16 protein-coding genes are annotated in these 14,562 nt (G+C 41.8%); all 16 read left to right on the top strand.

Annotated features, from left to right (window positions below; all coding sequences use genetic code 11):
• Positions 1-4 precede the first annotated feature (4 nt).
• Genes ACQKN3_RS06670 through ACQKN3_RS06595 form a run of 16 tightly spaced genes read left to right on the top strand, consistent with a single transcriptional unit; the run spans position 5 to position 14,556 of the window.
• The gene (locus ACQKN3_RS06670; protein WP_427711620.1) at positions 5-670 is read left to right on the top strand and encodes a precorrin-8X methylmutase; all 666 of its coding nucleotides are present in this window, start codon (positions 5-7) and stop codon (positions 668-670) included.
• The gene (locus tag ACQKN3_RS06665) at positions 645-1,781 is read left to right on the top strand and encodes a cobalt-precorrin-5B (C(1))-methyltransferase (protein ID WP_427711618.1); all 1,137 of its coding nucleotides are present in this window, start codon (positions 645-647) and stop codon (positions 1,779-1,781) included. Before ACQKN3_RS06670 ends, ACQKN3_RS06665 begins: the two co-directional genes overlap by 26 nt.
• Entirely contained in the window at positions 1,756-2,952 is a 1,197-nt protein-coding gene (cbiE, locus tag ACQKN3_RS06660) for a precorrin-6y C5,15-methyltransferase (decarboxylating) subunit CbiE (protein ID WP_427711616.1), read from the top strand. The genes ACQKN3_RS06665 and cbiE overlap by 26 nt, the downstream gene beginning before the upstream one ends.
• The gene (gene cobI, locus ACQKN3_RS06655) at positions 2,949-3,653 is read left to right on the top strand and encodes a precorrin-2 C(20)-methyltransferase (RefSeq protein ID WP_427710331.1); all 705 of its coding nucleotides are present in this window, start codon (positions 2,949-2,951) and stop codon (positions 3,651-3,653) included. The genes cbiE and cobI overlap by 4 nt, the downstream gene beginning before the upstream one ends.
• Entirely contained in the window at positions 3,653-4,435 is a 783-nt protein-coding gene (cobM, locus tag ACQKN3_RS06650; protein ID WP_427710330.1) for a precorrin-4 C(11)-methyltransferase, read from the top strand. The genes cobI and cobM overlap by 1 nt, the downstream gene beginning before the upstream one ends.
• A complete protein-coding gene (locus tag ACQKN3_RS06645; protein ID WP_427710328.1) occupies positions 4,428-5,567 on the top strand; it encodes a cobalt-precorrin 5A hydrolase in 1,140 nt (379 codons plus the stop codon). The genes cobM and ACQKN3_RS06645 overlap by 8 nt, the downstream gene beginning before the upstream one ends.
• The gene (locus ACQKN3_RS06640) at positions 5,564-6,922 is read left to right on the top strand and encodes a cobyrinate a,c-diamide synthase (RefSeq protein ID WP_427710326.1); all 1,359 of its coding nucleotides are present in this window, start codon (positions 5,564-5,566) and stop codon (positions 6,920-6,922) included. The genes ACQKN3_RS06645 and ACQKN3_RS06640 overlap by 4 nt, the downstream gene beginning before the upstream one ends.
• Complete coding sequence (locus tag ACQKN3_RS06635; protein ID WP_427710324.1) at positions 6,919-7,551, top strand: precorrin-2 dehydrogenase/sirohydrochlorin ferrochelatase family protein; 633 nt, start codon at positions 6,919-6,921, stop codon at positions 7,549-7,551. Before ACQKN3_RS06640 ends, ACQKN3_RS06635 begins: the two co-directional genes overlap by 4 nt.
• Entirely contained in the window at positions 7,548-8,309 is a 762-nt protein-coding gene (cobA, locus tag ACQKN3_RS06630) for a uroporphyrinogen-III C-methyltransferase (protein WP_427710322.1), read from the top strand. Before ACQKN3_RS06635 ends, cobA begins: the two co-directional genes overlap by 4 nt.
• Entirely contained in the window at positions 8,303-8,857 is a 555-nt protein-coding gene (locus tag ACQKN3_RS06625) for a nitroreductase family protein (protein ID WP_427710320.1), read from the top strand. The genes cobA and ACQKN3_RS06625 overlap by 7 nt, the downstream gene beginning before the upstream one ends.
• Before the next feature lie 12 nt (positions 8,858-8,869).
• The gene (locus ACQKN3_RS06620; protein ID WP_427710318.1) at positions 8,870-9,409 is read left to right on the top strand and encodes a cob(I)yrinic acid a,c-diamide adenosyltransferase; all 540 of its coding nucleotides are present in this window, start codon (positions 8,870-8,872) and stop codon (positions 9,407-9,409) included.
• Complete coding sequence (locus ACQKN3_RS06615) at positions 9,409-10,902, top strand: cobyric acid synthase (RefSeq protein ID WP_427710316.1); 1,494 nt, start codon at positions 9,409-9,411, stop codon at positions 10,900-10,902. The genes ACQKN3_RS06620 and ACQKN3_RS06615 overlap by 1 nt, the downstream gene beginning before the upstream one ends.
• Positions 10,903-10,907: 5 nt before the next feature.
• Complete coding sequence (locus tag ACQKN3_RS06610; RefSeq protein ID WP_427710314.1) at positions 10,908-11,750, top strand: class I SAM-dependent methyltransferase; 843 nt, start codon at positions 10,908-10,910, stop codon at positions 11,748-11,750.
• Positions 11,743-12,783, top strand: a complete 1,041-nt coding sequence (locus tag ACQKN3_RS06605) for an iron ABC transporter permease (RefSeq protein WP_340734967.1) — start codon at positions 11,743-11,745, stop codon at positions 12,781-12,783. Before ACQKN3_RS06610 ends, ACQKN3_RS06605 begins: the two co-directional genes overlap by 8 nt.
• A gap of 1 nt (position 12,784) precedes the next feature.
• The gene (locus ACQKN3_RS06600) at positions 12,785-13,570 is read left to right on the top strand and encodes a heme ABC transporter ATP-binding protein (RefSeq protein WP_427710311.1); all 786 of its coding nucleotides are present in this window, start codon (positions 12,785-12,787) and stop codon (positions 13,568-13,570) included.
• A 2-nt stretch (positions 13,571-13,572) separates the two neighbouring features.
• Positions 13,573-14,556: an ABC transporter substrate-binding protein gene (locus ACQKN3_RS06595; RefSeq protein ID WP_427710309.1), complete on the top strand. Its 984-nt coding sequence runs from the start codon at positions 13,573-13,575 to the stop codon at positions 14,554-14,556.
• Positions 14,557-14,562: the final 6 nt, after the last annotated feature.

The raw sequence follows: 14,562 nt of genomic DNA, 5'->3' as shown, positions 1-14,562 counted from the left end.
AAATATGAATTTTAATACAGACTTCGTACCACTAACAGTAGACCCGGACAAAATTTATGACTATAGTTTTGCGATGATTAAAGAAGAAATGGGCGAGCATCCATTTACGGATGAACAATGGCTTGTTGTTCGCCGCGTTATCCATGCTTCAGCAGACTTCGAACTGGGCCGCAGCATGATTTTTACGGATGATGCGATTGAAGCAGGAATTCAGTCAATTTTAGCTGGACGCCATGTTGTTGCCGATGTTCAGATGATTGAAAGTGGATCAGGGCGTAAACGATTCCAAAAACATGGCGGGGATTTACATTGTTATATCGCAGATGAAGATGTATCAATCGAAGCAAAAAAACTGGGAACAACTCGTGCCATTATTTCGATGCAAAAGGCGACGCAACTACAAGAAGGAGGAATTTATGCAATTGGGAATGCTCCAACAGCTCTACTTGAATTAATTCGTCTGATTAAGGAAGGCCTTGCAAAGCCGGATTTAATTATTGGGATGCCTGTTGGGTTCGTTTCGGCAGCAGAATCGAAAGCGGAATTAGCAATTTTACAAGGAATTCCTTTTATTACGAATGTAGGAAGAAAAGGTGGCAGTACTGTAACCGTCGCAGCACTAAATGCCATCTCAATCATGGCAGATGAACGAGCAAAAGAAGCGAAATAAAAAAGATCCGTCGGAAATGCGTCACGGCTACACAACAGGAGCTTGTGCAACTGCGATGACAAAAGCTGCCTTGTACGCACTTGTGACCGGAGAAGTTCCTGAACATGTAACGATTCATTTACCTGTAGGAAAGGATGCCACATTTACGGTGGTATCTTTTGCAGTAAAGGAAAATGAAGTGATGTGTGAAACGATTAAGGATGCAGGGGATGATCCGGATGCAACACATAAAGCACGTATTCAAAGTACGGTTCGTTTTATAGAGAAAAGCGGTGTTCACTTAGATGGTGGAATCGGTGTTGGTCGTGTAACAAAAGCAGGACTGCCCGTGCCTGTCGGAGAAGCGGCAATTAACCCTGTTCCGAGAAAAATGCTTCATGGTGTTGTCGAAGAAGCGATTCAACTTTTCCAAATTGACAAAGGAATCGAAGTGATCATTTCCGTTCCGGACGGTGAGGAAATCGCGAAGAAGACATTAAATGCAAGGCTGGGAATACTGGGTGGAATTTCCATATTAGGTACGCGCGGAACGGTCGTACCCTTTTCAAGTTCTGCCTATATGGCTAGTATCGTGCAGGCAATTAGTGTTGCAAAAGAGGCAGGCTGTGACCATCTTGTCATTACAACCGGCGGACGCAGTGAAAAATATGCAATGAAGCAATATCCGCATTTACCGGAAGAAGCATTTATAGAGATGGGGGATTTCGTCGGTTTTACGTTAAAGCATATCGCCCGTAAAGAGATTCCCCAAGTGTCACTTGTGGGGATGATGGGGAAATTTTCAAAGGTAGCACAGGGTGTCATGATGGTGCATTCAAAAAGTGCGCCGATCAGTTTCCCATTTTTGGCTGAAGTTGCGAAAAAAGCCGGAGCTGATCCAAAAATAATCGAGCAAATATTACATGCGAATACGGCATCACAAGTAGGAGAAATCATGCAGGGGAATGACCAATTTTTTGAAGCGCTTTGTAAAAACTGCTGTTACTTTGCACTGGATCATATGAAAGCGAAATTACGTGTTTCCACATCGCTGTATGCAATGAACGGGGACATGCTAGGAAAGGCTGAGAATATTGAACAATTGGATGAAAATGATTGGTATCGGGGATAACGGATCAGCAAGTTTACTCCCTCAATATATCGCTTGGATTGAATCAAGTGAAGTACTAGTTGGTGGTGAGCGTCATCTAGACTTTTTCCCGGATTACACTGGCGAAAAGATCATTATAAAAGGTGGACTATCACAATTAGTGGAAAAGCTGCAAGAAGAAAAAAGAAACATCGTTATTCTAGTATCGGGTGACCCGCTATTTTACGGACTAGGCGGTGTTTTGGCGAAGAAGCTCCCGTTAGAAATTTATCCTTATGCCAGCTCTGTTCAATTAGCATTTACAAGAATGCAGGAAAGCTGGCAGGATGCCTATTTAACGAGTGTTCATGGCCGGTCAATGAAGGGGCTTGCCCAAAAAATCGATGGCCGGAAAAAAATAGCGATATTGACCGATGAAGAAAATTCACCGAATGCACTTGCCCGCTATTTAAATGCGTTCGGCATGACCGAATACGATGCGTTTGTAGCAGAAAACTTGGAAGGTCCAACTGAACGATGTCGTCATCTTTCTTTGGATGAAATGGAGAAGGCCGAATTCTCACCATTGAATGTCGTTATTTTAAAGCAGCGTGAAGCTGTTGAGCGTGCGTCAATCGGTATTGATGATGACAAGTTTATTCAGCGGAAACCTGATAAAGGGCTCATCACAAAAAAGGAGATCCGAGTTCTTTGTTTACAAGCGCTGCAATTAAAAGAAATGAGTATCGCATGGGACATTGGGACATGCACAGGCTCAGTTGCCATTGAGATGTCCAAAATTGCGCGCGAAGGTCAAGTATTTGCGATAGAAAAAAATGAAGCCGATTTAGAAAACTGTCTTCAAAACCAGCATATTCATCGTACAGATTTTACAGCTGTTTTAGGAAAAGCTCCGGAAAGATTAGAAGAATTTCCTGATCCGGACGCCATTTTCATCGGTGGCAACGGCGGTAATATGGAGCAGTTGCTGCAACTATGTGTGAATCGATTAAAGCCAAATGGCCGCATTGTTATGAACATCGCAACAATTGAGAACTTAGCAGAAGCTATGGGGCATTTTAAAAAGTTCAATTGTGATGTTTCTGTACTGCAGGCACAAATCTCAAAAAGTAAGCCAATTTTAAATTTAACGCGTTTTGAACCGTTAAATCCAATTTTTATCGTAACAGCACAGAAAGGGTTGGAATTATGACAATCGGTACATTAATCGGATTAGGTGTTGGACCAGGTGATCCGGAACTTATTACAGTAAAAGCGTTTAGAATGTTGAAAGAATGCCCGGTCATTGCGTATCCACAAAAATTGCGCGGCAGTAAATCGTATGCCCAACGAATAATCGATGTGTACGTTAATCCGGCGGAAAAAGAAATGCTAGGGCTTGTATTTCCGATGACGAAGGACGAGGAGACGTTGCAGGAAGCATGGTCAAAATCCGCAGAGAAAATCTATGCACATTTGAAAGAAGGCCGAGATGTCGCATTTGTAACGGAAGGCGATCCGATGCTTTTTAGTACATATATACACTTGATGAAATTAATGAAGGAAATGTATCCCGACGTTCCAATGAAATCGATTGCAGGGATATCTTCATTTAATGGAACTGCCAATCGTTTAGGAATCCCATTGGCAGACGGCGATGATCATGTAGCAATGATTCCGGCGACTTCGGATATGGCAGAGATGCGTCGCGTTATTGAGACCCATGACGGGATTGTGTTCATTAAAGTAGCGAAAGTATTGGATGACATGCTCGATTTACTCAAAGAGATGAACTTACTTGAAAAAACGCATGTTGTGACAAAAGTAACTTCAGATGAAGAAATTATTTGGAAAACGAATGAATTGCGTGGAGCTGAGCTCAATTATTTATCATGTATGGTGGTGCGAAAATAATGAAGAAAATTTGGATTATAGGTGCTGGCCCCGGCGACCCGGATTTAATTACCGTAAAAGGCCTTAAACTTCTTCAACAGGCGGATGTTGTCATGTATACAGATTCGTTAGTTAGTGAAACGCTAGTTGCCGAAGCCCGAGCGGATGCAGAAGTAATCCGTACAGCAGGCATGCATTTACAGGAGATGGTTGATTGCATCGTTGAACGTGTTAATGCAGGGAAAATGGTTGTGCGTTTACATACGGGTGACCCGGCCATGTACGGGGCAACAATGGAACAAGTGGCATTGTTGAAAAAACATAATATTGGCTATGACGTTATTCCAGGTGTGAGTTCCGTATTTGCTGCCGCTGCAGCCGTAGGAGCAGAACTAACGGTTCCTGATTTAACGCAAACGTTGATCTTAACACGAGCAGAAGGACGTACACCGGTACCTGAGCGTGAAAAACTGCAAGCATTGGCAAGCCATCATTGCACAATTGCGATGTTTTTAAGTGCCACATTAACGAAAAAAATTACAAAGGAACTACAGGCTGCGGGCTGGTCGGACGATACACCGGTTGCCGTTATTCAACGGGCTTCATGGCCAGATCAAAAAATCGTTCGCACGACAATTGCTGAACTGGATGAAGCGATGCGGACAAATGGCATTCGTAAACATGCGATGATTTTAGCCGGCTGGGCACTTGATCCGAACATTCATGAAAAAGATTACCGTTCAAAATTGTATGATGCTACATTTACACATGGTTTTCGTAAAGGTGTGAAAGTCGATGATTAATTTACGTGAAGGGGAAATACCGGAAGTTCGTGTGACAAAACCTTATGCACTTGTAGCCATTACAAAGCACGGTGTGGCGAATGCGCGAAAGTATGCGGAGAAGTTTCCGTATGTCGATGTATATTATATGAAGAAATTTGAGCAGGGCGATGAGGCTGAAAAAAATATTCAATTATTTGACGGGACGGTGCGCCTGTTACTACCTGCACTATTTAAAGCATATAAGTCGATGATATTGATTATTTCCCTTGGTGCAGTCGTTCGGATGATTGCCCCAATTTTAGTAGATAAAAAGAAAGATCCGGGTGTTCTTGTTGTTGATGATAAAGGACAATATGTCGTAAGTGTTTTATCCGGACATATCGGTGGTGCGAATGCCCTGACAAATGAGTTTGCACAAGCAATCGATGCGACTCCGATTGTAACTACAGCATCCGATGTTCAAAAAACAATCGCAGTTGATTTATTTGGTGCACGGTATGGATGGGTTTGGGACAGTGAAGAGAAATTAACGCCTGTCAGTGCTTCAGTAGTGAATGAGGAACAGGTTGCGATTGTTCAGGAAACCGGTGAAAAAAAATGGTGGCTGCATGAAACACCGATGCCTGATACTTTGAAAATTTACCGGACAACAGGGGAAGCAATCGCTGCAAAACCACATGCCACATTGCTCATTACTGATCGGATTATCGAAAAAGAGGAAGAAATATTACTTGAAAACGGTGTAATTTACCGACCGAAATCAATTGTTTTAGGAATGGGCTGTAATCGCGGAACATCTGCTGAAGAAATTGAACAATTAATTGATGAAACGCTTGAAGAACTAAAGCTGAGCAAAAAAAGCGTCAAAGCAATCGCCACAATCGATTTGAAAAAAGATGAACAAGGTTTCCTGCAAGTAACGGCTAGAAACAACTGGCAGTTTATAACGTATACACCCGCAGAGCTAAATGAAATGCCGCTGCAAAATCCATCGGAAACTGTTTTTAAATTTACAGGGGCATACGGTGTTAGTGAACCTGCTGCATTACGGTGTGCCAATGCGACAGACTGGCTGTTGGAAAAAAAGAAAAGCGGCAATGCAACCATTTCCATTGCCCGGATTACATTTGATGAGGAGGAAATCGAATGAATCGTTTCGTATTAGCCGGAACAGGCAGTGGCGTAGGAAAAACAACATTTACAATTGGCATTATGCGTGCACTGATGAAGCGCGGCTTAACTGTTCAAGGATTTAAATGCGGTCCGGATTATATCGATCCGACGTATCATACAGCGGTAACGAGAAGGTCTTCACGCAATATTGACAGTTTCATGATGACCGAAGATGTCGTACGCACAATTGTTGCGAGAAACAGCATTGATTCAGATGTGTCTATTATTGAAGGTGTCATGGGATTTTATGACGGGAAGTCGCCATTATCGAATGAAGGATCGGCGGCACATATTAGTGAAATTACAGACAGTCCGGTAATTTTAATTGTTAATGCAGCAAGTATGGCCCGAAGCGTCGCTGCTATAGTAAAAGGATTCCAGCAGTTGGACAAGAACGCCAATATTGTGGGGGTTATTGCCAATCAGCTTGGGAGTAAAGGTCACTTTGAAATTATTAAAACAGCGATCGAACATGAATGTAACATCCCCGTTCTCGGCTACCTGCAAAAAGGTGCGGTACCAGCGTTGCCGAGCCGTCATTTAGGTTTAGTACCGGCTATTGAACGAGGAGAGCTCGATCCATATTTCGATGAGCTTGCAGCTGCTATTGAAGCAACTGTTGATCTGGATTTATTGTTACAAGTCACAAAAGCGTCCGAATTGGAGCAAACTTCAAAGATTTTCGAAATACAAGAAAATACGCAAGAAATTCATTTGGCTGTAGCAAAAGATGCAGCATTTAACTTTTATTATGAAGAGAATTTTGAATTACTGAAAGCAAACGGTGCAAAACTCCATTTCTTCTCGCCACTTGAAAATGAACCGGTTCCTGAACTGGCACAAGGTTTGTATATTGGAGGAGGGTTCCCTGAAGAATTTGCTGAGAAACTTGCACAGAATGAACAGGCAAAAAATTCGATAAAACAAGCGATTGAAAAGGGAATCCCGACACTTGCGGAATGTGGCGGCTTCATGTATTTAACAGAAGAAATTTTCAACCGTGAAGGAAATGGCTACAAAATGCTTGGTGTCATTCCGGGAAGCGTTCGTATGCAAGATAAGTTAGCGGCGTTAGGTTACAGAGAAATTACCGGTGTGGAGGGCAACTTTTTAATTGGTAAACAGGAGCTGGCTAAAGGTCACGAATTCCATTATTCCGTATACGAAGGAAATCATGAAACACCTGCTTATTTTACAAAAGGGCGCTTTGGAGCGAAACAGGAAGGGTACTCACATGGGAATCTAGTTGCTGGATATACACATTTTCATTTCGCATCCAATCCACAACTAGTGAAAAATTGGCTTGCAGCTTGTTTGGGGGGAAGAATATGAATTATTTTCCGTTAATGGTCAATATAGATTTTAAAAAAGTGGTGATCGTTGGTGGAGGCCATGTAGCACGTCAAAAAGTGGAAGCATTATTACCTACGAATGCCCAGATTACCGTTGTCAGTCCAACAGTAACGGATAAGTTAAAAAACTATTTAAATGAAGGCAGAGCAGTCTGGAAACAAAAACTTTTTGAACCGGCTGATTTAGACGGTGCAGCCCTTATTTTTGCGGCAACGAATGATGAAGCAGTAAATGATGCTGTGGAAGAAGCAACGCAGCATTGGCAATTATTAAATCGTGCAGATGCTTTAGGTCGTATGGATTTTATGAATCCTGCGGTTGTCCGTCGTGGAGATTTTGTTGTAACGGTGTCGACAACTGGCGCAAGTCCGGCGCTTACTAGAAAAGTAAAAGCGGACTTAGAGGAACAATACGATGAAAGTTATTCGGAATATGTTGCTTTTTTAAAGGAAGCCCGTTTGCTTGTTCTTAATAATTATGAAGGCGATACAAAAAAAGCAGCGCTCGCTCAACTGCTTGAACCTGAAATACTCGATTGGATTCAGCAAAAGAATGAGGAAAAATGTGCACAGTTTTTACGTCAGATTGAAGCGGGAGAAGTCAATTGAGCGGATTTGTTTATATAGTTGGTGCTGGACCGGGTGACCCGAAATTACTGACAATACGTGCATTAGAGTGCATTCAGATAGCTGAAGTCATTTTATATGACAGATTAGTAAACCCCCAAATTTTAAAACACGCACCAGCCCATTGCGAATTAATTTATTGTGGCAAAGAACCGGGAAAGCATGGCCTCATACAAGACGAAATTCATCGTGTGCTCGTTGAAAAAGCACAGCAGAACAAGCAGGTTGTCCGTCTAAAAGGTGGCGACCCATTTGTCTTTGGACGAGGCGCAGAAGAAGCAGCTGTTCTTCGCAATGAAAATATTGAATTTGAAATTGTCCCAGGGATCACAGCAGGAATAGCGGCACCGGCATATGCAGGCATACCCGTTACACATCGTGATTATGCAACAAGCTTTGCGATTGTTACCGGGCATGGCCGTGAAGAAAAGGGTCAGGATTTTTTAAGCTGGGCAAGTCTCGCACAAATCGATACGATTGCGTTTTATATGAGTATCGGTAATATCGATCATATTACGAAAAGTCTAATCAGACACGGAAAGAAACCGACAACCCCGGTTGCAGTAATTGAATGGGGAACAACAAGTAATCAGCGTACGATTACAGGTCAATTAGAGACGATTTCCGAAAAAATTCAGCAGGAGAAAATGGTCAACCCTTCGATGATTCTAGTTGGGGATGTTGTAGGAATTCGTGAAGAAATTGCCTGGTTCAATGAAAGGATTGAGACAACATGTTAGAAGCATTAAAAAAACGACGGGCGGTTCGTCAATTTTTACCTAAGGAAGTAGAACAGGAAAAAATTGAACAATTATTGGAAGCAGCAACTTATGCACCGAATGACCGTATGCGCGAGCCTTGGCAATTTTATGTGCTGCAAGGAGATAGTTTAAAACGTTTTGAACAAGTAGCATTCAATTATTTACAGCAGCGCTTCCCGACAAAACCAAACTTAGTGGAAAGCTCCATGCAGGCCGTTACAAAAACACCGCTTATCATTGTCGTTACTTCTGCTGTAGTCGAAGGTGATGAAGGGGCGACGCTGGACAATAAATTTGCTGTCAGCAGTGCAATCATGTCGATGTGGCTGATGGCTGAAGTGCTTGGTTTAGGCATGGTGTGGCGGACACGCGGAGTCGGTCTTGTACATGAAACAGCTTTGCATGAATTTATCGGAGCGACGGATTCTGAACACCTCGTAGGTACGTTATGTATTGGCTATCCGGAGGAACCAGTTACAACGGAGAAAAAACGTACACCATTTTCAGAAAAAACTACTTGGGTATAGGGAGGTACTAACATGGCGAGAAAAGGAATGCTGCTCGTATATACGGGTGAAGGAAAAGGCAAAACAACCGCTTCATTAGGTGTAACCTTACGTGCAATTGGCCGTGGGATGACGGTGAAGTATTTTCAGTTTATTAAATCACCGGAACGTACATATGGAGAACAAATTGCACTTCGGAAATTAGGTGTTGAAACCGTTCAGCTCGGCATTGGCTTTACGTGGACAAAAACACCGGAAGAACACAGGGAAGCGTTAAGAAAGGCTTGGCAAATTGTAAAAAAGGAATTGCAGGATGAAACGACGGATTTACTAGTTTTGGATGAATTAAATAATGCATTGGCAATTTCAAAATTCCCAATCGATGATATTTTGCCTTTAGAGGAAGTACTTGAAGCAATTCGGAGTCGACCTGCCACAATGCATTTAGTCGTCACAGGACGTTCGGCACATCCGGATCTTATTGCGATGGCTGATCTGGTTTCAACCGTTGATGCAACGAAACATTATTACAGCGAGCAGGATGTCACAGCTATGAAGGGGCTGGAGTTTTAGTGCAGGCAATCATGATTCAGGGCACAGCATCCGATGTGGGAAAAAGTGTACTATGTACAGCATTATGTCGCATCTTAGTTAATGACGGTTACCGGGTTGCTCCGTTCAAATCACAAAATATGGCGCTGAATTCGTATATTACAAAAGATGGCGGAGAAATTGGGCGTGCTCAAGGGGTCCAGGCAGAAGCGGCAAAAATTGATGCAACGACAGATATGAACCCGATTTTACTGAAGCCTAAAGGGGATATGGTATCAGAAGTGATTTTGCACGGTAAACATTTTGCAAACATGGATGCGGTCAGTTATCGTGAACAATTTGTAGAAGATGTCATGCCTGAAGTACGTACATCGCTTGAACGTTTATCGGATAACTACGATGTTCTTATTTTGGAAGGTGCTGGAAGTCCTGCGGAAATTAACTTGAAAAGTCGTGATATTGCCAATATGCGAATGGCACATGAGACCGACGCATCAGTGATTTTAGTGGCGGACATTGAACGCGGTGGTGTTTTTGCTTCACTCGTCGGAACGTTAATGTTATTGGATGATGCGGAAAAAGCACGTGTAAAAGGAATTATTATTAATAAGTTTCGCGGCATGAAAGAACTGCTGACAAGTGGAATCGATTGGCTGGAGGAATATACAGGTATTCCTGTACTTGGTGTCATACCGTATTTCGATATTCAAATTGAGGCAGAAGATTCGATGGCCCTATCCAGCCTGCGCTTAAAGAAGCCACAGCAGCATGAATTTGCGGTTGATGTCACCGTTATCCGTTTACCGCGTATATCTAATTTTACTGATTTGGATCCATTGTTTGAAGAACCGGGTGTAGGCGTGCGCTTTGTCTCAATGCTTAGTGATTTAAAAAATCCGGATGTCGTAATTTTACCAGGTACTAAAAACACGGTAGAAGATTTTTTATGGCTTCAGCAAACCGGGCTGATGCAAGGTATTTTACAGTTAGCGAATCAAAATGTCCGCATTATTGGTATTTGTGGAGGTTATCAGATGCTTGGTGAGATTATCCGTGACGAACAGGCGGTTGAAAGCACTGGCGGAACGTATTTGACATTAGGTCTGCTGCCGATCGAGACAACATTTATCAATAGTAAGCAAACGGTTCAAGTTTCGGGAAGAAGCTGCACAGGTCATGAGATTGAAGGCTATGAAATTCATTTAGGCCGCAGTGTTGCGACTAAACCGTTGAAGCCTTTCATCCAATTTTATGACGGCCGGACAGACGGTGTCTATACTGACCAAGTATTTGGTACATATGTTCATGGGATTTTCCAAAATCGCCTATTTACACGCGATTATTTTAATACAATCCGTGTGGAAAAAGGAATGGAGCCAATTACAGGAGAAGTGTTATCCGATTTTGAACGTCGCGAACAAGCCTATGAAATGCTGGACCGCCATGTTCGTGGGCATTTGGATATGGAGAAGATTTATTCGTTTATTTCGGAAGCCAAGTTTGAAAAGAGGTGAAGTTGATGGCTGTTTTACATGGGCCACTTGCAATTGATTTTGAGCAGCTCTGGAAGGAAGGGATGCTGGACTGGCATGGAAATATGCCGGAACGGATGAAAAATGATGCATTGGAGGAAGCATTTTGGGCCCAATCGATGCAAAAAAAATCCTTTAAACAAACGGATGAACATGCCATTCCGATTTATGAAAAAATTCGTCAATACATACCACAGGGTGCAAGCTGTCTGGAAATGGGACCAGGTTGGGGGAATTATACATTTCCTTTAAGAGAAGATGTCGGAAAACTTACATTGGTTGATGGCTCAAAAAGTGTTTTAAACTACTTGGAGCAGTATTTCATGGAAGACGATGCGGTAAATTTTGTTCATGCGAAGTGGGAAGAAGCAGATGTTGAACAGCATGATATAGTAATCGGGGTCAATTGCTATTACCGAATATATGAGATGAATGATGCACTGCTGAAAATGAATAATTGCGCAAAGAAAAGAGCAATCATCGGTTTAACAACAGGTCCAATTCAACCACATTATGATGTTTTAGCGAAAGAATATCACTATCAGATTAAATATCCCAGGAGAGACTATATTGAAATCTTAAATATGCTGTACCAATTAGGAATTTATGCAGATTGCGAAATGCTGCCATTGGAACGTGTTTATTACTATGACAGTTATGAAGCGCTCTATGAAGCACAAAGTAAAAAAATATTATCGAATCCGTTTGATTTAGAGCATGTTAAAGAGGCACTTGCCCGATTCGTTAATGTGAAGGAAGGCAAGATTGTTTACCGTCATAAATTTTATGCAGCGATCATTAGTTGGGAGCCGGTAAACTTTTATGAATAAAAAAAAACTTTGGCTATGGATGCCTATTTTAATCATTGTGCTCGTCATATCGATTATTGGTGCAATCATGGTAGGTTCTGTAGGAATCACACCCCAGTTAATTATTGAGGTTTTACTTTTTAAAACAGGAATTTTAAGTGAAACAAACGCTTCTAAGGCGCAGCAAATAATTATTTGGGAAATCCGGGTGCCACGTGTACTATTGGCACTTCTAGTCGGAGCATCATTGGCAATATCGGGTGCCGCAATACAGGCTCTGGTAAAGAATTCCATTGCAGATCCTTACATACTCGGTGTTTCGTCGGGAGCATCTGTCGGGGCAACTTCAGTAATTTTATTCGGTGCATTTAGCTTTTTCGGAGTGTTTGCTTTATCGCTTGCCGCTTTTTTTGGTGCAATATTTGCCGTAATGATTGTATTTATGCTTGCCCGGGTGAACGGGAAAACTTCGATGATTCGATTATTGCTGTCGGGGATTGCGGTTTCCATGGTGTTAGGTGCGATGACCAACTTTATGTTGATGATTTCGAAAGAACAGGGCGGTGTTCAGGCAGTCATGTTTTGGATGCTTGGCAGTTTAGGCGGGGCAAAGTGGTCAAATCTCGGAATACCTCTAGTTACTTTTTGTATCGTATTTCCATTATTACTACTAAGCTATCGTCAACTGAACGCACTGTTACTAGGTGAAGAAACAGCATCGACTTTAGGGATCCATATTGAACGATTCAGGCTGTTCATTATTATCATTGTATCTTTACTAACCGGCGTCGTAGTTGCTGTAAGCGGGAGTATCGGATTTGTCGGTCTCATTGTCCCGCATATTGTACGGATGATTGTCGGGTCCAATTATAAAGTAGTTTTACCGCTAAGTGCGCTGCTTGGAGCCATTATTATTATTTGGGCTGATATGGGTGCACGTATTGCAATTGCACCAGAAGAGATGCCAATCGGAATTATTACCGCATTATTTGGCAGCCCTTTCTTTATTTGGATGCTTCGTCGGGAGCGCTATGCATTTGGGGAAGGAGAATGAGATGATCCAGCTACAACAAGTTGAATATTCGGTGGATGATAAGGAGATTTTGAAAAGCATTTCTCTGGAAATCGTCGAAGGGAAATTTATAGGGATTATTGGTCCAAACGGCAGTGGTAAATCAACAATGCTTAAGATTTTGTACCGTCACCTGAAACAATCATCGGGAAAAGTAACTTTGCATGAACAGGAAGTCTGGGATATTTCCCCGAAAAAACTGGCAAGACAAATGGCGGTCGTTAGTCAAGAGTCCGCTATATTATTTGATTTTACAGTAAAAGATTTGGTAATGATGGGACGCACCCCTTATAAAGGCTGGCTCAGTTCTGAAAACTCAGAAGATATGTCAATCGTGGACAGAAGCATGAAATTAGCAAATATTGCTCATTTAGCCAATCGAACATTAAGTAATTTATCAGGTGGCGAAAAAAAACGAGTAATGCTCGCACGTGCATTGGCACAGCAGGCAAGTATTCTCATATTGGATGAACCGACAAATCATTTGGATATTGAACACCAGCTCCATTTAATGGATTTAGTCAAAGATTTACCGATTACGATCATTGCGGCGTTACATGATTTAAATTTAGCTGCAGCCTATTGTGATGAGTTAATTGTTATGAACGATGGAACATTACATATTCAAGGTTCACCGGAACATGTATTGACGACCCCAATGTTAAAAGAAGTATTTCATATAGATGCAGGGATTTCTAAAAATCCGTTCACAGGGAAAATGCATCTATTTTTTTATACGAATACACGAATAGATAATATAGGAGATTAACAATGAAGATACGTAAAAGTCTATGGGCTTCGTTTGCCCTAACCTCAGCATTAATTTTAGGAGCATGTTCGGGTAATGAACAAAGTATAAAACAGGCGACAGCAGATTCGGATGAAACAGTTCAGGCAGTAACAATTGAAAATGAAGGCATGTCCATTACATATGAAGAAGCTCCAAAAAAAGCGATTTCCATAAATCAGCATGTAACAGAAGTAATGCTTGCACTCGGCTTGGAAGATTCGATGGTAGGTACAGCTTACTTGGACGACCAGATTTATCCTTCGTTACAAGAAGCGTATGACCAGGTTCCGTTACTGGCTGAACAATATCCTTCGAAAGAACAGGTTATTTCAACAGAAGCCGATTTCATTTACGGTGGCTGGGCAAGTGCCTTTAATGAGAAAAACTTAATGTCACGCGAAGAAATGGAACAATTGGGAATCGGCAGTTACCTGCAGTCTTCCTCAGTAAAAGTGGCTCCGGAGTTAGAGGATATTTACACGGATATCCGTAATATCGCAAAAATCTTTCGTGTTGAAGAGCGCGGAGAAACATTGATAGAAGAAATGAACGCTGATATTGGAAAAATTAAAGAAAAAGTTCCTACTGTGGACAAACCAATTGATGTTCTAGTATTTGATAGTGGTGATAAAGATGTATTTACAGCCACTCAAAACTTTATGAACACTCTCGTGAAAATGGCGGGAGCAAATAATATTTTTGGTGATATCGAGAAAAACTGGGCAACGGTTTCAAAAGAAGATGCTGTAGAACGTAATCCGGAAGCTATTATTGTAATTGATTATGGTTCTACTACAGCAGAAGAGAAAATTAATTTCCTGAAAAATGATCCGGCACTGAGCCAAACACCGGCAGTACAAAATGAGCGTTTTGTTGTTTTACCATTATCGGCAGCATCAGAAGGTGTTCGTGTGGCAGAAGCGCTTGAAATTATTGTAAAAGGTCTTTACCCTGATTCATTCTAATCTTTC

The sequence above is a fragment of the Solibacillus sp. NPDC093137 genome (genome assembly GCF_050280445.1).
In the GTDB taxonomy this organism is placed as follows: Bacteria; Bacillota; Bacilli; order Bacillales_A; family Planococcaceae; genus Solibacillus; species Solibacillus isronensis_B.
The sequence above is the reverse complement of the archived record's forward strand: the minus strand, read 5'-3'. Positions and strand labels throughout refer to the sequence as shown.